The 22,364-nt window shown below is 68.4% G+C and carries 21 protein-coding genes; 8 read left to right on the top strand and 13 right to left on the bottom strand.

Annotated elements, in window-relative coordinates:
* Positions 1-2: 2 nt before the first annotated feature.
* The 9 genes from urtC to H536_RS0106710 form a co-directional block, all read right to left on the bottom strand.
* Positions 3-1,166 carry an urea ABC transporter permease subunit UrtC gene (gene urtC / locus H536_RS0106750; RefSeq protein WP_024349743.1) on the bottom strand — a complete coding sequence of 388 codons (1,164 nt, stop codon included), beginning with the start codon at positions 1,164-1,166 and terminating at the stop codon, positions 3-5.
* On the bottom strand, positions 1,163-2,809 hold the full coding sequence (urtB, locus tag H536_RS0106745) for an urea ABC transporter permease subunit UrtB (RefSeq protein WP_029702849.1): 1,647 nt from the start codon (positions 2,807-2,809) through the stop codon (positions 1,163-1,165). Before urtB ends, urtC begins: the two co-directional genes overlap by 4 nt.
* 93 nt (positions 2,810-2,902) lie before the next feature.
* Positions 2,903-4,216 carry an urea ABC transporter substrate-binding protein gene (gene urtA / locus H536_RS0106740; protein WP_024349741.1) on the bottom strand — a complete coding sequence of 438 codons (1,314 nt, stop codon included), beginning with the start codon at positions 4,214-4,216 and terminating at the stop codon, positions 2,903-2,905.
* A 238-nt stretch (positions 4,217-4,454) separates the two neighbouring features.
* The gene (locus H536_RS0106735) at positions 4,455-4,661 is read right to left on the bottom strand and encodes a hypothetical protein (protein WP_024349740.1); all 207 of its coding nucleotides are present in this window, start codon (positions 4,659-4,661) and stop codon (positions 4,455-4,457) included.
* Between the two features lie 168 nt (positions 4,662-4,829).
* Positions 4,830-5,639: a formylmethanofuran dehydrogenase subunit C gene (locus H536_RS0106730; RefSeq protein WP_024349739.1), complete on the bottom strand. Its 810-nt coding sequence runs from the start codon at positions 5,637-5,639 to the stop codon at positions 4,830-4,832.
* Complete coding sequence (fhcD, locus tag H536_RS0106725; RefSeq protein WP_024349738.1) at positions 5,636-6,535, bottom strand: formylmethanofuran--tetrahydromethanopterin N-formyltransferase; 900 nt, start codon at positions 6,533-6,535, stop codon at positions 5,636-5,638. The genes H536_RS0106730 and fhcD overlap by 4 nt, the downstream gene beginning before the upstream one ends.
* Before the next feature lie 23 nt (positions 6,536-6,558).
* Entirely contained in the window at positions 6,559-8,199 is a 1,641-nt protein-coding gene (locus H536_RS0106720; protein WP_024349737.1) for a formylmethanofuran dehydrogenase subunit A, read from the bottom strand.
* 25 nt (positions 8,200-8,224) lie between these two features.
* Positions 8,225-9,316, bottom strand: a complete 1,092-nt coding sequence (locus tag H536_RS0106715) for a molybdopterin-binding domain-containing protein (protein WP_024349736.1) — start codon at positions 9,314-9,316, stop codon at positions 8,225-8,227.
* A gap of 121 nt (positions 9,317-9,437) precedes the next feature.
* A complete protein-coding gene (locus tag H536_RS0106710) occupies positions 9,438-9,809 on the bottom strand; it encodes a 4a-hydroxytetrahydrobiopterin dehydratase (protein WP_024349735.1) in 372 nt (123 codons plus the stop codon).
* A gap of 79 nt (positions 9,810-9,888) precedes the next feature.
* Here H536_RS0106710 and H536_RS0106705 point away from each other — a divergent pair, with 79 nt between their 5' ends.
* From H536_RS0106705 to fae, 7 genes are all read left to right on the top strand, one after another.
* The gene (locus tag H536_RS0106705) at positions 9,889-10,860 is read left to right on the top strand and encodes a beta-ribofuranosylaminobenzene 5'-phosphate synthase family protein (protein ID WP_024349734.1); all 972 of its coding nucleotides are present in this window, start codon (positions 9,889-9,891) and stop codon (positions 10,858-10,860) included.
* Positions 10,861-10,929: 69 nt separating this feature from the next.
* Complete coding sequence (locus tag H536_RS0106700; protein ID WP_024349733.1) at positions 10,930-11,826, top strand: NAD(P)-dependent methylenetetrahydromethanopterin dehydrogenase; 897 nt, start codon at positions 10,930-10,932, stop codon at positions 11,824-11,826.
* Between the two features lie 4 nt (positions 11,827-11,830).
* Entirely contained in the window at positions 11,831-12,949 is a 1,119-nt protein-coding gene (locus H536_RS0106695) for an ATP-grasp domain-containing protein (protein ID WP_024349732.1), read from the top strand.
* On the top strand, positions 12,946-13,917 hold the full coding sequence (mch, locus tag H536_RS0106690; RefSeq protein WP_024349731.1) for a methenyltetrahydromethanopterin cyclohydrolase: 972 nt from the start codon (positions 12,946-12,948) through the stop codon (positions 13,915-13,917). The genes H536_RS0106695 and mch overlap by 4 nt, the downstream gene beginning before the upstream one ends.
* On the top strand, positions 13,910-14,866 hold the full coding sequence (locus H536_RS0106685; protein ID WP_029702846.1) for a RimK family alpha-L-glutamate ligase: 957 nt from the start codon (positions 13,910-13,912) through the stop codon (positions 14,864-14,866). Before mch ends, H536_RS0106685 begins: the two co-directional genes overlap by 8 nt.
* Positions 14,863-15,723, top strand: coding sequence for a triphosphoribosyl-dephospho-CoA synthase (locus H536_RS0106680; protein WP_024349729.1), 861 nt, complete (start codon positions 14,863-14,865; stop codon positions 15,721-15,723). The genes H536_RS0106685 and H536_RS0106680 overlap by 4 nt, the downstream gene beginning before the upstream one ends.
* 238 nt (positions 15,724-15,961) lie before the next feature.
* Positions 15,962-16,471, top strand: a complete 510-nt coding sequence (gene fae, locus H536_RS0106675; RefSeq protein ID WP_009210870.1) for a formaldehyde-activating enzyme — start codon at positions 15,962-15,964, stop codon at positions 16,469-16,471.
* A gap of 198 nt (positions 16,472-16,669) precedes the next feature.
* Here fae and H536_RS0106670 read toward each other — a convergent pair whose 3' ends face one another.
* Positions 16,670-17,365: a HisA/HisF-related TIM barrel protein gene (locus tag H536_RS0106670; RefSeq protein WP_024349728.1), complete on the bottom strand. Its 696-nt coding sequence runs from the start codon at positions 17,363-17,365 to the stop codon at positions 16,670-16,672.
* 73 nt (positions 17,366-17,438) lie between these two features.
* Here H536_RS0106670 and H536_RS0106665 point away from each other — a divergent pair, with 73 nt between their 5' ends.
* Positions 17,439-18,467 (top strand): hydantoinase/oxoprolinase family protein, encoded by a 1,029-nt coding sequence (locus tag H536_RS0106665; protein ID WP_024349727.1) that lies wholly within the window; start codon positions 17,439-17,441, stop codon positions 18,465-18,467.
* A gap of 66 nt (positions 18,468-18,533) precedes the next feature.
* Here H536_RS0106665 and H536_RS0106660 read toward each other — a convergent pair whose 3' ends face one another.
* From H536_RS0106660 to H536_RS0106650, 3 genes are read right to left on the bottom strand one after another with little or no spacing between them, the layout of a single operon-like run.
* Complete coding sequence (locus tag H536_RS0106660) at positions 18,534-20,771, bottom strand: xanthine dehydrogenase family protein molybdopterin-binding subunit (protein ID WP_081651841.1); 2,238 nt, start codon at positions 20,769-20,771, stop codon at positions 18,534-18,536.
* Complete coding sequence (locus H536_RS0106655) at positions 20,768-21,742, bottom strand: FAD binding domain-containing protein (RefSeq protein ID WP_024349725.1); 975 nt, start codon at positions 21,740-21,742, stop codon at positions 20,768-20,770. Before H536_RS0106655 ends, H536_RS0106660 begins: the two co-directional genes overlap by 4 nt.
* Positions 21,739-22,293, bottom strand: coding sequence for a 2Fe-2S iron-sulfur cluster-binding protein (locus H536_RS0106650; protein ID WP_370192659.1), 555 nt, complete (start codon positions 22,291-22,293; stop codon positions 21,739-21,741). Before H536_RS0106650 ends, H536_RS0106655 begins: the two co-directional genes overlap by 4 nt.
* Positions 22,294-22,364: the final 71 nt, after the last annotated feature.

Below are 22,364 nucleotides of genomic sequence, written 5' to 3'. Positions count from 1 at the left end.
GGTCATTCCGCCGGCCCCGGCGCCGGCACGGGCGTCTTGTCGACCGCCTCGCCCTTTTCGCGGTCGGCATCGCCGCGCCGGGCACGCCAGGCGTTCCAGCCATGGTCGATGGTGCCGACGATGCCGCGGGGCAGGAACAGGGTGACGAAGACGAACAGGCTGCCGAGGACGAAGAGCCAGAATTCCGGCGCGATGGCGGTGAAGGTGCTCTTGCCGAAATTCACCAGCAGCGCCCCGATGACCGGGCCGATCAGCGTGCCGCGGCCGCCGACCGCCGCCCAGACGACGATCTCGATCGAATTGACCGGGGCGAACTCGCCGGGATTGATGATACCGACCTGCGGCACGTAGAGGGCGCCGGCAATGCCGGCCATCACCGCCGAGACGGTGAAGGCGAAGAGCTTCACATGTTCGGGCCGCCAGCCGATGAAGCGGGTGCGGCTTTCGGCGTCGCGCACGGCGACCATCAGCTTGCCGAGCCGCGAGCGGGTGATCCAGCCGACGATGACCACGGCCACCGCCAGCGCGATGCAGCTGGCGGCAAAGAGGCCGGCGCGGGTGGTGTCGGCCTGCAGCGAGAAGCCGAGCAGCTCCTTGAAGTCGGTCAGGCCGTTATTTCCGCCGAACCCCATGTCGTTGCGAAAGAAGGCCAGCAGCAGCGCATAGGTCATCGCCTGGGTGATGATCGACAGATAGACGCCGGTGACGCGGCTGCGGAAGGCGAAATAGCCGAAGACGAAGGCGAGGATGCCGGGGGCCAGCACGACCATCAGCGCGGCGAACCAGAACTGGTCGAAGCCGTACCAGTACCAGGGCAGTTCCTGCCAGTTCAGGAACACCATGAAGTCCGGCAGCACCGGGTCGCCATAGACCCCGCGCGAACCGATCTGGCGCATCAGATACATGCCCATGGCGTAGCCGCCGAGGGCGAAGAAGGCGCCGTGGCCGAGCGACAGGATGCCGACATAGCCCCAGACCAGATCGAGGGCGAGCGCCAAGAGCGCGTAGCAGACATATTTGCCGAAGAGCGGCACCGCATAGGACGGCACATGCAGCGGATGGCCCGCCGGCAGCCAGAGATTGGCCAGCGGCACGAGGATTGCCGCCGCCAGGATCACAGCGACGAGGATGAAGATGCGGGGACCGAGGAAGCGCGCGAGAATCATGCGTCGACGAACCTCCCCTTCTGGGCGAACAGGCCGCGCGGTCGTTTCTGGATGAAGAGGATGATCAGGACGAGCACGATGATCTTGCCGAGGACGGCGCCGGCATAGGGTTCGAGGAACTTGTTGAGCACGCCGAGGCTCATCGCCCCGACCAGCGTGCCCCACAGATTGCCGACCCCGCCGAACACCACGACCATGAAGCTGTCGATGATGTAGCCCTGGCCGAGGCTCGGCGAGACATTGTCGATCTGGCTGAGCGCGACACCGGCGACACCGGCTATGCCCGAGCCGAGTGCGAAGGTCATGGCATCGACCCAGGGGGTACGGATGCCCATGGCCGAGGCCATCTTGCGGTTCTGGGTGACGGCGCGCATCTGCAGGCCGAGCGGTGTGCGGTTGAGGACGGCGAGCAAGGCCAGGAAGACGACCAGCGCGAAGACGATGATCCACAGCCGGTTCCAGGTGATCGACATCAACCCGACATCGAAGGCGCCGGACATCCAGTCGGGATTGCCGACCTCGCGATTGGTCGGGCCGAAGACGGTGCGCACCGCCTGCTGCAGGATCAGCGAGACGCCGAAGGTCGCCAGCAGCGTTTCCAGCGGCCGGCCGTAGAGAAAGCGGATCAGGCCGCGCTCCATGACGAGACCGACGAAGCCGGAGACGAGGAAGGCCAGCGGCAGGGCGATGGTCAGCGACCAGGGAAACAGCCAGGGCGCCGAACCGCGGATCGCCTCCTGCACCACGAAGGTCGTGTAGGCGCCCAGCATGACCATCTCGCCATGGGCCATGTTGATGACGCCCATCACACCGAAGGTGATGGCCAGCCCGATGGCCGCGAGCAGCAGCACCGAGCCGAGCGACAGGCCGTACCAGACATTCTGCATCTGGTTCCAGAAGGCGATGTTGGCCTCGATGCCGGCGATGGATTCGCGCGCCGCCTCGCGGGCCACCGGATCGTCGGTGGCATCGGCGAAGATGCGCAGCATGTTCAGCGCCTCGCGGTCGCCGCGCGTCTGCAGCGCCTTGGCGGCCTCGGCCTTCTCGGCGGCCGGACGGTCGGAGGCGAGGATCGCGGCAGCGCGCGCCTCTTCCAGCCGGGCCAGGACGCCGGCGTCGGTCTCGGCGGCAATCGCCGCTTCCAGCGGGGCAATCATCTCGGGGTCGGCGTCGGAAAACACAGTGCTGGCGGCCCGCAGCCGCTGGGCCGGATCGGCGGCGCGCAGGGTCAGGGTGCCGAGGGCGGCGGTGACCGCGTTGCGGATCGAATTCTTGATGCGGACCTTGGTGACGTCCGCCTTGGCGACTATACCGGCAGCCTCGCCGGTGATCGGATCGGTGAGGACCATCTCGTCGCCGCGCGCCGCGCCGACGAAGACGGCCTCGTCGCTCTTGCGCCAGTAGAGGTCGCCGTCACGCAGGGCCTTGAGGGCGGGCGCCAGGGCGGCATCGCCGCTGGCCGCCGCTTCCGCGATCACCGCCTCGGTTTCGCTGAAGCTCTGCTTGCCGCCGAATTTCTGGACGATCGTGGCCGGGTCGGCGCCCTGGGCCCATGCAGGCTGCGCCGCCAGAAGTCCCGCCGCCAGCAGGAGACCCGCGACCAGCATGAGACCGGTCCGGCATCGCTCGAAGAACTGTTGCATCACATCCCACCTGAGGGCCGCTGGGGACGGGGACGGTCGCCTGGGACCGCCCCCGTCGGGTTCGTCTTGGGAGGACGAAGCTGTCGGACCCGCTTACTTGGCTTCCGCCGAAGCACCGCCGCAGGTCTCGGTCTCGGTGTTGTAGTTCCCGCAATTGATCGGGTCGGTCCAGTCGGCGGTCAGCTTCTTGGATTCCGGCAGGAAGTCGGACCAGGCGTCGCCCGGCACCAGTTCCTCGGTCTCCGAGACGATGTCGAACTGGCCCTCGTCGTTGATCTCGCCGATCAGCACGGGCTTGGTGATGTGGTGGTTGGCCAGCATGGTTGACATGCCGCCGGTGAGGTTCGGCACCTCGACGCCCGGCAGGGCGGCGATGACCGCGTCGGCCTCGGTCGTGCCAGCGGCCTCGACCGCCTTCACCCACATGTTGAAGCCGATATAGTGGGCTTCCATCGGGTCATTGGTGACGCGCTTGTCGTCACCGATGAAGGTCTTCCACTTCTCGATGAACTCGGCATTCTCGGGCGTATCGACCGACTGGAAATAGTTCCAGGCGGCGAGATGGCCGACCAGCGGGCCGGTGTCGATGCCGGCCAGTTCTTCCTCGCCGACGGAGAAGGCGACGACCGGAATGTCGGTCGCGGCGATGCCCTGGTTGGCGAGCTCCTTGTAGAACGGCACGTTGGCGTCGCCGTTCACGGTCGAGACAACGGCGGTCTTCTTGCCGGTCGAACCGAATTCCTTGATGGCCGACACCTCGGTCTGCCAGTCGGAGAAGCCGAAGGGCGTGTAGTTGACCTTGATGTCCTCGGCGGCGACGCCCTTGTCCTTTAGATACTGCTCGAGGATCTTGTTGGTGGTGCGCGGATAGACGTAGTCGGTGCCTTCCAGCACCCAGCGCTCGACGCCTTCCTCCATCAGATAGTCGACGGCGGGGATTGCCTGCTGGTTGGGCGCGGCACCGGTGTAGAAGATGTTGCGCGAGGATTCCTCACCCTCGTACTGGACCGGGTAGAAGACGACCGTGTTGAGCTCTTCGGCCACCGGCAGGATCGACTTGCGCGACACCGAGGTCCAGCAACAGAACACCGCCGCGACGTCCTGGGCCGAGACGAGGTCGCGCATCTTCTCGGCGAAGAGCGGCCAGTCGGAGGCCGGATCGACCACGACACCTTCGAGCGGACGCCCGAGCAGACCGCCCTTGGCGTTCTGCTCCTCGATGAGCATCAGCATGGCGTCCTTCAGGGTGGTCTCGGAAATCGCCATCGTGCCCGACAGCGAATGCAGGATGCCGACCTTGATCGGATCGCCGGACGGCGCGTCCTGCGCCACGGCACCGGTCAGTGCGACGCCGCTCATCGCGGTCGCGGCGACGGCGCCACGAAGCCAATTGATAGGTGATGTCATTCACGCTCTCCAGTTGACAGGTCCCGCTCTCAGCGACGGGCTCCGGTCACACAGGGAGCAATCCCCGTGCCAGACTGGCGATGCGCGAAGGACTGGCGGGGAACGCGGCCATCCGGCGGGTGAAGCCACCGGTTGCGCGACTACCCTGACCCTGGGTCAGATCAAATCTGCCTGTATTTTGTTCAATGCCTAGTTTTTCACCGCAGTGAGCAGCGCGGCAGCAGACGGTGCTGTCCGCTCAGATCGCTTCCTTGCGATCTTCCGGCCAGTGGCACTTCCAGCTCTTGATCGTCCATTGCGGATGATCGCCGGCCCAGGCCGCGACATAGGGCGTCGACAGCATCATGCATTGCGCCAGCGAGCCGCGGCTCTGGTAGGTCAGCCGCTCTTCCCGGCAGTTCGACGGGTCGCTCACCATGCAGACGGTCAAAATCAGGTCAATCATCGTCTCGGCCGTTTCCTTCCTGGGGGATCAGACGGTGCCCGGTCGAACTGGGATACGCTCTTCACATACGCAGCGATGCTGCATCCGGATGCAGAACTAGCGGCGCCCTCCGGCAAGTCAGCAGAGCGGCGGCGCCGTGTCGCATGGCAATTGTGCAGTCTCGCCGCCTTACAACGGCAGGAAGATCTCGCCCATGCCGAGCACCGCCGTGTCGCCGCCGAACCGGCGCATGGGCGCGCCATCGAAGGGCACCGGGCCGGCGGGCCCCGCGGCGATATCCCGGGCCATCAGCTTCAGGATCAGGAGGTCGGCCGGGCCGTTGTCGAGGAAGGTCGGCGTCAGGCGCTCGACCCCGCCGGGCAGGATCAGCGTGCCGCGCTTCATCAGGCGGCCGGGCACGCCCGCGGCGCGGCCGCCGGCAATCAGCGTGCCGGCGATCATCCGGCTGGCGGCGTTGGCGCCGAGCGTGCCCGCGACGACGATGGTGCCACGCCGCATGCGATCGGCCGCCCGTTCGCCGGCCGCGCCGCCGACGCGGATCGTGCCACCCGACATGCCCGCCATCTCGCCGGCCAGCGGACCGCCGAGAAAATCGCCCGCATCGCCCTCGATGTGCAGCTCGCCGCCGCTCATGGCCGAACCGGCGAAGCCGCCGGCCGAGCCCGTCACCGTCAGCCGTCCGGCGCTCATCACCCGGCCGGTCCGCCAGCCGGCATCGCCCTCGACATGGATCTCACCGCCATCGAGCCCTTCGCCGATCCGGTCGAAGCGGTGCGAGCCACCCTCGAAGCGCAATTGCGCAGGATCGCCGCCCGACACGTCGAAGAGGTCGCCGACCGTGACCAGCCAGCGGGTCGTGCCGACCGGCAGGGAGGCGATCTGCGCAATGGTGAGGCCGGCAAGGCGCGACGGGATCAGGGCCGACAGGTCGATGCGCTGATCCGGTTCGGCCCGCTTGCGGAAGGTGAGCCCGCTCATGGCGCCAGCTCCTTCAGATGGAAGTGATGCGGTCCGAGATTGCCGCCGTAATTGCCGGCGCCGATCCGCAGGGCGCCCTTGTCGGGTCCGAGATCGACCGCCGCCTTCAGCCCGGCGCGCATGGCATCGGCGACCGCCTCCTTCGACAGGCCGTCGATGACGATCTCCAGCACCGAACCGATATCGGGCGTCAGAGCCGATGGGGTGACGCCCTTCAGGGTCGGGCAATAGGCATCGTTGGTGGAGGCCATCATGCCCTTGTACTTGCCGCCGACCTTGGAACCGGAGCGCACGATCCCGCCGGGAAACGGCATGATCGCACCGGGCACCTCACGCATCGCCTCGAGCGCCGCCTCGGCAGCCGCCAGCGCCTGTGCGCTGGTGCGAGCCATGAACAGGAGATTGCCGCCGCCGACGCCGTCGCCGGTCATGCCGGTCGTCGCCTCGCAGAGGAATTCGCCCTCCATCACCGGCATGCGCCAGAAATGCCGGCCGGCGAATTTCTTCGATATCTGCCAGCCATCGGCGAAATAGCGGATGGCCGAGCCGAGATCGATCTGCGTCTCGCTGTCGAAATCGGCGTAGCAGGCCGAGGACGGGCTGGTGAGAATGCACTGGCCGAGCCGGGTGCCGAGCTGCTTGGCGAGCCCGTCCTTGTCCATCGAGAACAGGAGAATGCGCACGCCCGGCCGCCCGTCGCGGGTCTCGCTGGCGGGCACAACGCGGTCGATGCCGGCCTCGCAGCCGCAGGCGATCACCGAGGTGGCAAAGCCGGTGAAGGAGCGCGCGGCCTCCATCGCCCATTTCTCGGAATCGGCGGTGACCTGGATGGCCGTTCCGCTCATCGGAAACGCTTCGGCGAAGGTGTCGTCAATGACGACGCCATTGCGGGTCATCGCCGTGGACGGCGCGTCCTGTGTCACGTCCGGCATGGCATCACCTTGAACGGATCCTCTTGGCCGATGGCAAAGTCCGGCACCTCGAACCAGCGCGACGGCAGACCGAAGCGTTCGTCGAAATAGCGGTCGAGGCGTTTCGCCATCGCCTTGTCCGCCTCGGGCCGGACCGTCAGCGTGCGGCCCTTGGTGCGGTTGACGACGGTGCCGTCCTTCACCACCAGCGTCCCGTCCTTGAAGACATAGGCTGCGCGGCCGAACATCTCGGCCTTGTCGTGGCCGGGACGATAGATCGCCACGTCGCCCACGGCCCCCGCCCCCAGATGGCCGCGATCGGACGTGCCGAGCAGGCGGGCCGGGGCGGCGCGGGTCATCGTCGCGATCTCCCGCAGCGTGTATTCGCGGGTGATCTCCGGCAGGCTGGTCATCCGCACCACCGATTTCGGCAGCGCGTCGAGCCATAGCTGGCGCACGCCGCGGTCCATCAGCAGCGCGAAGATGTCGGGGTAGCTGGTGAACGGCGCGCCATTGGGATGGTCGGTGGTGAAGAACACCTGCGAGGGGTCCTCGATCAGGAGGAACAGCTCCAGCCCGATCGCCCATTGGAGCGCGTTGAAGAAGCTCTTCTGCTTGTATTCCATCGGCACCACGCCGCCGCCATTGGCCTCGTGGTCGAAGATGATCGTCTTGCCGGGGCTGGCCTGCGGCCGACCGGCAAACTGGCGCATCTCGTCCGAGGAGATCGTCACGGTCTGGCCGAACATCACCTGGCCGATATCGACCGTGACCTCCGGCGTCCGGTTGACGAGGTCGGCCAGCCGCTGCCCGACCGAGGAAAAGCCGCGCTTGCCCTCGGTGCCGTAGCCGTAGAACTGGATGTGGGCGAGATGCATCGGCAGGCCCTCGGCCGCGCCGATGGTCGCCTCGGCCGACGAGGCGGAATCGCCGGGCACGCCGAGATTGTTGCAATGGACATGCAGCGGATGCGGGATGCTGAGCCCGTTCACGGCGCCCTGCAGCGTCTTGACGATCTTGCGCGACGACACGCCGTAATCGGGCACGATGTCATCGAAGTCGAACTTGCGGACATTCTCCTTGAAGGCCGCGGAGCCGCCGGCATTGATGCATTTGACGCCGAGCGCCCGCGACGCCGAGACCGTCCAGGCGACATAGTCGGCGATGGCGCTCTCGCTCTCGCCGTCGCGGATCATCGCCATCAGGAAATCGTCATTGCCAAGGACGACGAGCGTTGCCTTGTCGATGATCGGGATGTCGGCGAGTTCGAGATGGGAATGCAGCGCCGAGGACGGCGCCATGGCGGGCTCGACCACGGTGGTGAACCCCATTTCGGCGTAGCGCAGGCCGGTTTCCTCGGTGGTCCAGCCGACCTTGGACAGGCCGGTCGAGCCCGGCCGTGACTGGAAGGCCCGGTGATATTCCGGCAGCAGCAGCCGCGCCGTGTTCACGTGACCGCTGGCGATGTGGGAATGAATGTCGATGGCGCCCGCCATGACGATCAGCCCCTTGCAGTCGATCGTCTCGTCGGGCCGGCGCCCGTCCGTCGGCGCATCGACGACGACGCCGTCGGCGAGATACAGATCCGCCACGCCATCCCGGTCGTTGGCCGGGTCGACGACATGGCCGTTCTTCAAATGCGTCAGCATGCAGACGCCCCTTTCCGTCCGACGATCATGCCGTCGCTTCCGTCGTCGTCTGTCCCAGATGCGCGGCGATCGCCGCAAGGACGGCCGCCGCCGTCATGCGCCCGCCGGCGTCCTCGCCCGCCTGCGACGCCGCGACCGGGACGAAGCCGCCGAAGCGGTTGTCGTAGAGGACGCTGTCGTGATCGCGGCCGGCCGTCGCCACGGCGAAGGCGATCTTCGGCGGATGGCTCCAGTCGGTCGCCTCGCCGCACAAGGCGACGACCGGCACCGTCGCCGACCACTCCGGCTCGATTTCGTCCTGGCCGTCCAGCGCGGCGACATGCACCGCCAGATCCGCCTCGCCGTCGGCGATCAGCCGCTCGCCGCGATACAGATGCGGATCATGGTCGGGATAGCCGCGGCCGAAACCGCTGCGCAGCGGAAAGCCGGTCGTCCAGGTGGTCGCCTGCGCCGCGGCAAAGGCCTGGTCGGCGCGCAACATCGGCAGGCTGGTGAAACGGGTCTCGGCATTCAGGTCGAAGACCAGGCCGGCGAGCATCTCGATGGTGAGGCTGTCGAGGTTGGCGGGTGCAAAGATGGCGCAGCCGAACGCCGCCTCCTTCAGCCATTCGGCGACGAATTGCACGGTTGGCGCGGGCAGCGGCCCGGCGCCGTGCTGGTGCCCGGCCAACTCGGCGCGGATCGCCGACAGCGCGTCGAGGAGATCGTCGCCGGCGCAGTCGATGCCGTGCAGCGCGACCGATTCCGGAAGGTCCGGCATGTCGTCGCCGGCGCCCAGCCACAGGACCTGTCGCTCGACGCCGCGGGTCGCTTCGCCGAGATCGGGCGTCTCGTAGAACAGGTAATCCGGCATGTCCGGCGCGTCTTCGAACGCGTCGTCACCGACCACCAGCACGCGGTCGGCACGGCGCCGGATCTCGGACGGTGCGGCCAGCATCATGCCGCTGTCGCGCATCGCCGAGATCAGCGGATAGATGCCGTTCGAGGCGGCATGATCGATCGCCCCGCCGGCGATCTGCGCCAGGGCGACCGCGGCCTTGATGCCTGCGACATCGGTCGAAAGTCCGGTCACGAGAGGCAGGCGGCTTCGGCCGATCAGCTCCGCCGCTGCGGACACAGCCTCCTGTGTGGACGCCGGTTTCCCGTCGATCCATGCGTTCTGCAAAACCATTCGCTTTCTGTGCCCGTGATGCAAACTACAGCCTTGGCGGCGAAGATCAAATCCCCGCCGGCAGGTCTCAGCTCTTGTCGTATTTGATATAGGCGAAGCGCGGATCGTCCGGCGTGCCCGACAGCGGCCCGTCCTCCTTGCCCGGCTGCCACATGACCACCTGCTCGATCATCTTCGCCAGGGCGAAGTCCGAATCGGTGATCCCCTTGGCGGCGTGATTCACCAGCCGCACCTCGACCCAGGCATAGGAGGCAGTGATGTCGGGATGGTGGAATGCGGCCTCGGCGAGATGGCCGACGGCATTGATCACCATCAGCGTGCCCTTCCAGCCCGCGGTCTTGTAGGTGCGGCGAATCCAGCCGTCCTCGAGCCGCCATGTGGGCAGCTCCGCTTCCAGTCGCTTGGTCACCTCGGCGTCGGAATAGGTCTTCGCTGCCATGGTTTTCTCCTCCACTACGCTTGCCCCATCGGTATTCGCCGCAATAATAGGGTGCGGGCACGCAAGTTCAGGGGACAAAGTGACAGACGACGTCGTCAACGTCTCGGCGCCCGCTCGCCTGCATCTGGGATTTCTCGATCCCGGCGGCCAGTCCGCGCGCCGGTTCGGCGGAATCGGCATGGCGCTGGAAGAACCAGCAACGCGGCTTTCCATCCGGCGGGCCCGGCAGGACCATGTCGACGGTCCGGAAGCGGGTCGCGCAGCCGCCTATCTCGACGACATGCGCCGGCATCTGGGCATCGGCGTCCGCCACGAGCTGACGATTTCGGAGGCGATTCCGGCCCATTCGGGCCTCGGATCGGGCACCCAGCTGGCGCTGGCCGTGGCGACCGCTCTGCGTGCCCTGGAGGGGCTGCCAGCCGACGTCGCCGGCGACGCCGCGCGGCTCGGCCGCGGCAACCGGTCGGGCCTCGGCGCCGCCTTCGTCACCGGCGGCGGCGTGGCGGTGGACGGCGGCAAGGGCGACAGCGACCTGCCGCCGCCGCTGATCGCGCGGCTGCCGTTTCCGCACGACTGGCGCGTCATCCTCGTCCTCGACCCGAGCGATACGGGCTTTCACGGCGCCGACGAAGTCGCCGCCTTCGCGACGCTGCCGGCCTTTCCCGAGGCGCAGATCGCGGAAATCTGCCGGCTGGTGCTGATGCAGGCGCTGCCCTCGCTGGCCGAGACCGACATTGCCGGCTTCGGCGCCGCCATCGCCACCATCCAGCAGATGGTCGGCGAGCATTTCGCCCCCGCCCAGGGCGGCGTCTTCACCAGCCCGGCGGTGGCCGGGGCCTGTGAGGCGCTGGCGGCGGCCGGAGCCCATGGCATCGGCCAGAGCTCTTGGGGCCCGACCGGCTTCGCCTTCGCCCCCTCGGCTCCGGAAGCCCGGCGTCTCGTCACGGCGATCGGCGAGGCCGCCGCGGGGCTCGACATCCGCATCCTTGCGGGACGCAATCATGGAGCCGGCGTCGAACGTCGCGGGTTCCGACTGACGGGCACCGGCTAGCGGCGACAAGCCCTGGCACCGTCGCGGCCGACCGGCCCGGCGAACGCACATGCAGACCGGAGACTTTCCATGGCGCACAAGAACATCCTGCACATGATCACGCCGCAGAAGCACATCAGCCCCTTCGACGTGAACATGGCGCTCGACGCCGGCTACGATGCGGTGCTGCCCTATGAGAGCGTCGAGATGGCGGAGGTCGCCGACCTGGTGCAGGACGTGATCTTCTCGCGCCCGCCGGATCGCGGCGTGCGCTCGGCGGTGTTCTTCGGCGGCAATGATTCGGTGCTGGCGCTGGACATGATCGCGGCGGCCAAGGACGCGCTCGTGCCGCCCTTCGGCTGCAACATCATGGCCGATCCCTCGGGCTCCTTCACCACGGCCGCCGCCATGGTCGCCTGCATCGAGCGCACCCTGAAGAACCGCAAGCAGACGGCGCTGAAGGACGTTACCATCGCCGTCTTCGGCGCCACCGGCGTCGTCGGCTATTGCGCCGCCGTCATCGCCGCGCTGGAGGGCGCCACGGTGAAAGTGGTCGGCTATGACGGGATCGAGCGGATCTCCAAGCGCGCGGCCGAGATGAAGGAGCGCTTCGGCGTCGAGGTCGAGCCGGTCGACGGCTCGTCAGACGACAAGAACACCGCGATCATCGAGGACGTCCACGTCATCATCGCCGCCGCCAAGGCCGGCGTGCAGGTGCTCGGCAAGGACCAGATCCAGGGCGCGCCGAAGCTTCTCGTCGCCGCCGACGCCAATGCGGTGCCGCCGCTCGGCCTCGAGGGCATCGACGTGATGGACGACGAGGAGCAGATCGACGGCACCGAGGCCTTCGGCATCGGCGCGCTGGCGGTCGGCCCGTTGAAGTCGAAGACCGAATCCGGCCTCCTGCAGCGCATGATCGAGGCGGAGGAGCCGCAGGTGCTCGACTTCCGCGATGCCTTCGCGCTGGCCCGCACCCTGGTCTCGTAACCCGATGGCATCGCGCCCCAGCATTCTCTGTGCCGCCTTTTCGGCGCGTCAGATCGCCGAGAGCGCCCGCCGCTCCGGCATCGACGCGCTGGCGGTCGACTTCTTCGGCGACCTCGACCTGAAGCAGTCGGCGCGGGCGGCCGAGGTGCTGCATGGCGACTATCCCGACGGCTTCGACGGCGAGGAACTGCTGGCGATCCTCGGCCGCCTGGCCGACGGCCATGCGCCGATCGGCTTCGTTCCGGGCGCCGGCTTCGAGGACCGCACCGAACTCTTGGAGCGGATCGGCGCGCGCTGGCCGATCCTCGGGACCGACGCTGCCACGACCCGCCTGCTCAAAGACCCCGAGGCCTTCGCCGCGCTCTGCGTAAAGGCCGAAATCGCCCACCCCGAGACCCGGCGCAGCGTTGTCGGCGATCCCGCCGGCTGGGTGTCCAAGAAGATCGGCGGCGCTGGCGGCAGCCATGTCCGCCCGGCAGACGGCACGGCGCCCGACGCCGATCGCTATGTCCAGCGCAGGGTGACGGGCGAGAAATGGTCGGCGGCCTTCCTCGCGGCGGGTGGCCGGATCGCGATGCTCGGCTTCACCCGGCAATGGGCGGCGCCCTCGGCCGACGAGCCGTTCCGCTATGGCGGCGCGGTGGGCCCGCTGGACCCGCCCGGCGACAGCGCCCCGGCCATGGTCGCGGCGCTGGAGCGGCTGGCGCGCGAGGTGCCGCTCGCCGGCATCGCCAGCGGCGATTTCGTGCTGACGCCGGACGGGCCGGTGCTGCTCGAAATCAACGCCCGTTTCGGCGCGACCGTCGACATCTATGACCGCGACGACGCCCCGCTCCTGGCGCTGCATCTCGACGCGTGCCGGGGGCGCCTGCCAACGAGCATTCCGCCCGCCGGCACCGTCCGCGCCTCGGGCCTTGCCTGGACCGACGTCGCTGTAACCCTGCCGGCCGACTTCGACTGGCCGGAATGGAGCTGCGACCGCACCCATCCGCCGGCCGCGTTCGGTCCCGGTCAGCCGCTGTGCACAGTCGTTGCCGAAGCGGCCGACGCTGCGGCCGCCGAGGCCCTGTTCCACGCCCGCGTGGACGCACTGCATGAACGAACCGGGAGGATGGCCGCATGAGCCGTGCATCGCAATTGTCGGTCAACGGAGGCGTTCTCCCCCTGATCGAGACCCTGCAGCGTCGCGCGGCGGAACTGCGGATCGGCGTTTCCACCGGACCGGCCGGCGAAACCCTGATCGATGCCGGCGCCTCGGTCACCGGCAGCCTCGAGGCCGGCCGGCTGATGACCGAGATTTGCCTTGGCGGGCTCGGCGAGGTGACGCTCGGCTCGTCGCCCTACCTGCCCAACTGGCCGTTCACCCTGACGACGCGCACCTCGCAGCCGGTCGTCGCCTGCCTCGGAAGCCAGTATGCCGGCTGGCAGCTGACCAGCGGCGAAGGCGACGCAGCCTATTTCGCCATGGGCTCGGGCCCCGGCCGGGCGCTGGCCGGCAAGGAGGCGCTGTTCAAGGACATCGCCTATGCCGATCAAAGCGACACGGCGACGCTGGTGCTGGAATCCGGCAGTCCGCCGCCGGAAGACCTCGTCCGGCAGATCGCCGCCGATTGCGGTGTGGCGCCCGAGGCGCTGACCATCATCTACGCGCCGACCCAGAGTCTTGCCGGCTCGGTGCAGATCGTCGGCCGCGTGGTCGAGGTGGCGCTGCACAAGGCGCATGAGCTGAAATTCGACCTGTCGCGCATCGTCGAGGGCACCGGCACGGCGCCGCTCAGCCCGCCGCATCCCGACTTCATCACCGCCATGGGCCGCACCAACGACGCCGTCATCTATGGCGGGCGCATTCTCCTGCACGTCACCGGCCCGGCCGCCGACGCCAAAGCGCTGGCCGAGAAGCTGCCGAGCTCGACCGCCAATGACTACGGCACGCCCTTTGCCGAGATCTTCCGCCGCTACGAGGGCGATTTCTACAAGATCGACCCGATGCTGTTCTCGCCCGCCGAAGTGGCGGTCGTGGCGCTGGAGACCGGCGAGACCTTCCGCGGCGGTGCGGTCGATCCCGAGCTGATCGACGCCTCCTTTGGCTGAACCGGCGGCTCCCGGCGCATCCGGCGCTCCGCGCATTCTCCTGGTCTCGGCCGACCGGGACCGGCATGCCCGCGACCTGATCGCGGCCTTCGGTGCACTTGGCGCGACGGTCGTGCTGGCCGGCCTGTCGGAGATCGGCTTCGACACCGGCGCGGCAAGCGGCCTGCGCATTCCGCAATTCGGCGACGAACTGCCGGACGCGGTCTGCCTGCGCACGATGGATGCGGGCAGCTTCGAGCAGGTGACCCGACGGCTCGGCGTCCTCCACGCCCTGGCGCGCAGCGGCGTGCCGGTTTCAAACGGCCCGCGCGCCGTCGAGAACTGCGTCGACAAGTCGATGACCAGCTTCCTCCTTCACCGGGCGGGCCTGCCAAGCCCGCGCAGCTACGCAGTCGAGAGCCGCGCCGAGGCCGCGCGCATCCTCGCCGCCGAGCCCGGCCCGATGGTGCTGAAGCCGCTGTTCGGGGCGCAGGGCAAGGGGCTGAAGCTGGTACGCGGCGCGGACGACCTGCCGCCTGCCGGCGAGATCGCAGGCGGCGTCTATTATCTGCAGCGTTATGCCGGGGTCGAGACCGGCGGGCGCTGGAGCGACGTCAGGGTGCTCGTCTCGGCCGGCCGCGCCGTCGCTTCGATGCGGCGCGAGGCGGCGAACTGGATCACCAACGTCAAGCAGGGCGCCAACGCCGTCGCCATGCCGGCCGACCGCGAGATGGAAGAGCTCGCGATCGCCGCCACGGCCGCCGTCGAGGGGGATTTCTGCGGCGTCGACCTGCTGCGCGACGAGAGCGGCCGCGCCGCGATCATCGAGGTCAATTCCATGCCCGCCTGGACCGGACTGCAGCGGGCCACCGGCAGCGACATCGCAGCCATCCGCGCCCGCGACGTGGTGGCGCTGGCCGAGGCCCGCCGCCGTCAGCTCCTGTCGCAGCCGCTGCCTCACGCCGTATGAGCCTGCCACCCGACCGGATCGCCGCGGCCTTCCTCGCCGCCTGCCGGGCCGAGCTCGACGCGGCCAAGCCCGGCAATGTCCACCGCTTTGCCGGCGGCCACGGCATGCACGCCGACACCTTCGAGGCCGCCGCAAGGGCGACCGCGCCGTGGATCGCCCGGCACGATCTCGGCGTCGGCGCCCGCATCCTCGGCGCGACACGCGCCAGCTGGGAGGCCGTCGGCCTGAACGCCAATCTCGGCATCGTCCTCCTCTGCGCGCCCCTGGCGGCGGCCGCCGAGCATCACGCAGCTGGCGGCCTCGATCTGCGCGAGGCGGTGGCGGATGTCCTCGCCCGCCTCGATGCGCAGGACGCGCATGACACCTTCGCAGCCATCGCGCTGGCGACGCCCGGCGGGCTCGGCGAGGCCGCCGAACAGGACGTGCGCTCGCCGCCGACCATCGGCCTCGTCGAAGCCATGCGGCTTGCCGCCGACCGGGACCTCGTCGCCCGGCAATATGCCGACGGGTTTCGCGAGATCTTCGAGATCGGCCTGCCGGCCCTCGCCGCTCCGGACACCGCAGTGCAGGCGCCGGGAACCGGCCCGGCGCTCGCCGCCTATCTCGCCTTCGCATCGGTCTTTCCCGACAGTCATCTCCAGCGCAAATACCGGCTGGAGGTCGCCGAGACGGTGCGCCGGCAGATGGCCGATCTCGCCGGCGATCTCGCCCGCACGCGGGATCCGGACGCCCGTCTCGCCCTGGCGCTTCGCCTCGATGCCGCGCTCAAGCGCGACGGCCGCAATCCCGGCACATCGGCCGATCTGACGGTGGCCAGCCTTTTCGCGCAGAACCTTGCGGAAGCGCAACGGGAGTGATTGACTATCGGCCGTAAGGGTCCATGTGACACCTTGACTATCTGGCTAACCGGTCCCGCGGGGGACGCCGCTAACAAGGATAGACGTATGCCGGTCGGGAGGCCGTCCGGTGACCGGGAGGGAGACGCGGTCGCGCACTATTGGAGGGCGCTGCCGAACATGCCTTTCGGGATCGTAAGTTCTTAGAGCCGGGCCGGCGGCAAGCCGCGTCAGGTTGGCACATTTGGAGGAATTGCTCATGGCAACAATCAACAAGGTCATGGTCGGCGAGTCGCTCGTCGGCGAAGGCAACGAAGTCGCCCATATCGATCTCATCATCGGACCCCGCGGGTCCGCCGCCGAGTCGGCGTTCTGTAACTCGCTGACCAACAACAAGGACGGCTTTACGACGCTGCTCGCCGTCGTCGCGCCGAACCTGCCGTGCAAGCCGAACACGGTCATGTTCAACAAGGTCACCATCAAGGGCGCCAAGCAGGCCGTCCAGATGTTCGGGCCGGCGCAGACCGCCGTTGCGCGCGCCGTCGCCGATTCGGTCGAGAAGGGCATCATCCCGCAGGCCGAAGCCGACGATTTGTTCATCTGCGTCGGTGTCTTCATCCACTGGGAAGCCGAGGACGACGCCAAGATCCGCGACTACAACTACCAGGCGACGATGGAATCCATCGAGCGCGCCATCAAGGGCACGCCGACCGCCGCGGAAGTGGTCTCCAAGAAAGGCTCGGCGGCTCACCCGTTCGCCGGCGCTTAGACAAGGAACCATCCCGGGGGAGACGACAAGCCGGCGATGCCCGCCGGCCTCCTCCGGCGATTGGCCGCCAAGTTCGGTTTCCAATAGGAAGCCAGTTCCCGCGGGAACGAGGACGACAGACGGAAAAGGGGCCCTTGCGGCCCCTTTTTTCTTGCGCGTTTGACCGGGCGACAACACGCCGGCCGCAGCGTTTCGAGATCAGACGAGGCGCTGCAGGTCCGCCGGGGCCAGCCGGCCGTCATGCAGGGCCGTCGACACCAGCGCACCGGCGATCCCTGCCTTCGCCAGGACGGCGACGTCGTTCACGCCGCGCACGCCGCCGGCGGCAAAGATCGCCCGATCCCCGGCCCGCGCCGCCACGCTCGCCAGCCGCTCCAGATCCGGACCGGCGCCGCTGCCCACCCGCGCCAGGGTCATGACGATCAGGCGCCGCGGCCAGAGGGATGCATCCGTCAGAAGCTCCGCCGGCCCGAGAAAGTCGTCGCCGCGAAAATCCAGTGACAGCACCGCCCGTGTCTCGTCCGCAAGCTCGCGGGCAACGCCGGCGCCGTCGATCGATTCCGAGCCGACCACCGCGACATGGCGGGGCCCGGCCAGAACGCGCTGCGCATCCGCCGTCGTGTGGACGCCGGCATCGATCCAGATCTCCGTCGCCGGAAACGCCGCCCCGAGCCGGGCGATGGCTGAGTCGTTGGTGGGCCGTCCCTCGATGGCGTCGAGATCGGCGATGTAGAGGCTGCGGAACGGCGCCAGCGTCATCAGCCCCCGCGCCACCGCCACCGGATCGGCACTATCCGCCAGCGGCGTCTCGATCGGCCGATAGTTGGCGCGATCCCCCATGACGCCGCGCACGACGCGGCCGTCCTTGAGGTCGAGTACCGGGATGATCTGCATGGGGCCCTCGGCTCGCGCCGCCGCGCTGTTCGGTGGTATAGGATGCCCCGTATCAGAAACGAGCGGACATGGCATGACGAGAACGCTGGGTTGGGACGTCGGTGGCGCGCATCTGAAGGCGGTGCTGGCGGAGGGAGAGCGTGTCCTCAAGGTCTGGCAGGAGCCGAGCCCGATCTGGCAGGGGCTGGAGCATCTGGATCGCGCGCTGACGACCATACTGGAGGGTATGCCGGAGGTGGACCGGCATGCCGTGACGATGACCGGCGAATTGTCGGACGTCTTCGAATCGCGCCGGGACGGTGTGGCGCAGCTCACCCGGATCTTCGCCGAGCGCCTGAGCGGCGACGTGCTGATCTATGCCGGCGCGTCCGGCTTTCTCTCCCCCGGCGACGCCCGGGGCCATGCCGACGCCATCGCCTCGGCGAACTGGCATGCGAGCGCGGCGCTGGCCGCGACCGCCATCGAGGAAGCCCTGTTCCTCGACATGGGCTCGACGACGACCGACCTCGTGCCGCTCGCCGGCGGCACGGCCAAGGCCCGCGGCTTCACCGACCGGCAGCGGCTGGTCGAGGGCGAACTGGTCTATCAGGGCTACACCCGCACGGCGCTGATGGCCGTGGAAAACCGCGTCCCCTTCGCCGGGCGTTCGATCCCGGTGATGAACGAGTTCTTTGCGACCATGGCCGACGTCCAGCGCATCGTCGGCACGCTCGACGAGGCGGATGATCTGCACCCGGCCGCCGATGGCCATGAGAAGACGCTGGAGGCCTCGCGCCGGCGCCTGGCGCGGATGGTCGGCATGGACGCCGCCGATGCCGGCGACGGCGCCTGGGAATGGCTGGCCCATGCCTTTGCCGAAGCGCAGGTTCGCCATGTCCACGACGCGGCGCTGCAGGTGCTGTCGCGCGAGGACGTGTCGGACGATGCGCCCGTGGTCGTCGCCGGCGCCGGCCGCCCGGTGCTGCGCCGCCTCGCCGCCCGGCTCGACCGGGGCGTCGTCGACTTCTCCGATTTATTCGACTGCCCCGGCGAAATGCGCGACGCCGTCTGCCGCGCCGCGCCCGCCGCGGCGCTGGCACTGCTGGCGGCGAAGCGCGCATAGCGCCCCGTACGAAAAAGGGGCCGGCGCGATGCCGACCCCTGTCTTTCTTCTCCGCCTTTGCGTGGCCTATGCGGCCGCGTCGATCTCCGGCGACATGCCGGCGAGCACCTTGTCCAGCGTCATCGGATAGTCGCGGACGCGGGCGCCGCAGGCATTGTAGATCGCGTTGGTCACCGCCGCGCCGACACCGGCCAGCGCCAGCTCGCCGATTCCCTTGCCGGCCAGCGGGCTGGCATGGGGATCGCGCTCGGGCAGCAGCACGACATCGAGCTGCGGCACGTCGGCATTCACCGGCACGTGGTATTCGGCGAGATCGTGGTTCACCAGGAGGCCGGTGCGCTCGTCGGTGACGAGTTCCTCGGTCAGGGCAGAACCGATGCCCCAGATCTGGCCGCCATAGCACTGCGACGTCGCCGTCTTCTCGTTGAGAATCCGGCCCGCCGCGGCCACCGTCAGAAGCCGGCGGACACGCGTCTCGCCGGTCACGGCATTGACCGCGACCTCGCAGAAATGCGCGCCGTAGCTCGCCTGATTGTAGTTCTGCGACGTCTCGCCCGGCTTGATAGTGCCGAGCTTCATCAGGCTCTTGCCGTCAAGGATCTCGGTGAACGGCACCTGCCGGTTGTTGGCGATGGCGTGGCCATCCTTCAGGGTCAGCCCGTCCGGCTCGACGCCGAGACGCTGGGCGATCTCCCCGATCAGCGCTTCGCAGGCGACATAGACCGACGAGCCGGCGCTGTTGGCGCCCCAGGAGCCGCCGGAACCGGACGAGGACGGCAACGACGTATCACCCAGCTCGACATCGATGCGGTCCAGCGGCAGGCCCAGCATCTCGCCGGCGATCTGCTGCAGGATCGTGTAGGTGCCGGTGCCGATATCGGTCATGGCGGTGCGCACAACCGCCCGGCCGTCCGGCGTCATCTCCACCTCGGCCGAGGACTTCATCAGCGAGTTGGCGCGCGAGGCCGCGGCCATGCCGTAGCCGATCAGCCATTCGCCCTCGCGGACGCTGCCCGGCTTGGCCGGACGCTTATCCCAGCCGAAGCGGCGGGCGCCTTCCTCGTAGCATTCCACCAGCTTGCGCGAGGAGAACGGCAGGTCGTCCTGCGGGGCCACCTCCGGCTCGTTCAGCTTGCGGAACTCGAGCGGATCGAGGCCGAGCTTCTCGGCCATCTCGTCCATGGCATTTTCCAGCGCCAGCATGCCGACGGCCTCGCCCGGCGCGCGCACGGCCGAGGTCATCAGGACGTCGGTCTCGGACAGGCGATGAGTGACGCTGCGGTCCTTGCCGGCATAGAGGAACACGCTGGAGATGCCAGCCGGCTCGAAGAAGCCGTTGCCCGGCGAATTGGCCGCGAAGGTCTCGTGGGAAAAGGCGGTGATGTGGCCGTCCTTCGTCGTGCCGATGCGGATGCGCTGGATGGTCTCGGACCGCCGCGACGTCGTCTGGAAGACGTGCGGCCGGCTCAGCGCCAGCTTGACCGGGCGACCGGCCGCGCGGGCGGCGAGAGCCGACAGCACGGCGTCCGGGCCGATGCCGAGCTTGGAGCCGAAGCCGCCGCCGATATAGGGGCTGAGCAGACGAACATTCTCGACCGGCACGCCGACACCGTTGGCGATCTGCTGGACGTTGGTCTCCAGCAGCTGGCAGGACGACCAGACGGTCAGCTTGTCGCCGTCCCACTTCGCCACGCTCGCATGGGGCTCCATGGCGGAGGAATGGTGGCTCGGCGTCGTGTAGGTCTGGTCGAACTGGATCTCGGCCTTGGCAAACGCCGTCTCGAAATCGCCGCGCTCCGTGTCGGCCGGCATCACGCCCTGGTCCGAGGCGCGGCCCTGATCCTTGACCTGCTCGAGAGAGTAGCGGCCGCCGCTCGCCGGAGCGTACTCGACCTCGACCAGCTTGGCGCCGTGACGCGCCGCCTCGAAGCTCGTGGCGACGACGACCGCGACCGGCTGGCCGTAATGGAAGACCTCGCCGTCGATCGTCTGGGCGGCCGGCGCCATCGGCTGCGAGGAGGCCCGCAGGATCTTGTCGCCGTCGACCACGGCGAGAACGCCCGGCGCCGAGAGTGCCTTGGAGCCGTCGACCTTGACGATCTTGCCCTTGCCGATGCTGGCGGTGACGATGAAGCCGTAGGCGACGTTCTTGTCGTCGGCCAGATACTCATAGGCATAGGTCGCCTTGCCGGAGACCTTCAGCGGGCCTTCGTAGCGGTCGACGGGTTTGCCGATGACGCCCTGCGTCTCGCGGTCGAGCCGCGTTTCGCCGATCTCCTTGTCCATGACATGGGTGTTCATCATGCGTCTCCCTTCGTCGCCTCGGCCAGCACGGCGGACAGCGTGCGGCGCGCCAGCGGGATCTTGAAGTCATTGCCGCCCTGCCCCCGGGCATCCTTCAGGAGGATGTCGGCAGCCTTGGCGAAGAGGTCCTTCGACGGCGCCTGGCCAATCAGCGCAGCCTCGACGGCCTCGTCGCGCCACGGCATGTGGGCGAGCCCGCCGAAGGCGAGACGCGCCGCCGAGATCGTGCCGTTCTCGACGGTGATCACGGCCGCGACCGAGACGAGCGCGAAGGCGTAGGACGCACGGTCGCGGACCTTGCGGTAGACATGGACGCCGCCGGCGGGCCTGGGCAGGCGCACCGCGGTGATCAGCTCGCCCGGCTCCAGATTGGTCTCGATCTCGGGCGTGTCGCCCGGCAGGCGGTAGAGGCCGTCGAAATCGAGCTCACGGGTCGAACCGTCCGGCAACACCGTCTCGACCATGGCGCCGAGGGCGCGCATAGCGACCGCCATGTCGGAGGGATGGGTGGCGATGCACTTGTCGCTGGCGCCGAGAATGGCGTGGATGCGGTTGAAGCCGCCGATGGCACCGCAGCCGGAGCCCGGCTCGCGCTTGTTGCAGGGCGACGTGGTGTCATAGAAATAATAGCACCGGGTGCGCTGCAGGAGATTGCCGCCGGTGGACGCCTTGTTGCGGAGCTGGCCGGAGGCGCCGGCGAGCAGCGCTCGCGACAGCACCGCGTAGTCGCGGCGGATGCGCGGATCGGCGGCCAGATCGGCATTGGTGACCAGCGCGCCGATGCGCAGGCCGCCATCCTCGGTTTCCTCGATGTCCTTCAGCGGCAGCCGGGTGATGTCGACGAGCCGGTCCGGCGCCTCGACTTCCAGCTTCATCAGGTCGAGCAGATTGGTGCCGCCGGCGATGAACCGGCCGGCAACCTGACCGGCTTCTGCAACCTCGGAGACGCGGGAATATTCGAACGGCTTCATGCCGGGCCTCCCGAGTTGTTCTTGGTGCTGGCGGTGCGGATCGCGTCGACGATGTTCGGATAGGCCGAGCAGCGGCAGATATTGCCGCTCATGCGCTCGGAAATCTCGGCATCGGTCAGTTCGACCTGGCCGTCGAGCTTGTCGGTCACATGGCTTGGCCAGCCATCCTTGACCTCGCCCAGCATGCCGGTGGCCGACATGATCTGGCCCGGCGTGCAATAGCCGCACTGGTAGCCGTCATGATGCAGGAAGCTTTCCTGCATGGTGTCGAGATTGCCGGGCTCGCCCAGTCCCTCGATGGTGGTCACATCGTCGCCCTCGTGCATGACGGCGAGGGTCAGGCAGGAATTGATGCGTCGGCCGTTGACGAGCACGGTGCAGGCGCCGCACTGGCCGTGGTCACAGCCCTTCTTGGTGCCGGTCATGGCAAGGTGGTCGCGCAGCGCGTCGAGCAGCGACGTCCGCACGTCGGCCTCGAGCTGATGCTCGGTTCCGTTGATGGTCAGATTGATCAAGGTGAAGGTCCCTTCGCTTCGCCCCGCCTGCGCGATCCCGGCCGCTGCAGGTTGGAATGGTTCGAAATCGAGAAGGGAACGACGCGAGAGGCGAATTGGTTCGCCGC

Origin of the sequence: Aurantimonas coralicida DSM 14790 (genome assembly GCF_000421645.1) — a bacterium.
GTDB classification, from domain to species: domain Bacteria; phylum Pseudomonadota; class Alphaproteobacteria; order Rhizobiales; family Rhizobiaceae; genus Aurantimonas; species Aurantimonas coralicida.
The sequence above is the reverse complement of the archived record's forward strand: the minus strand, read 5'-3'. Positions and strand labels throughout refer to the sequence as shown.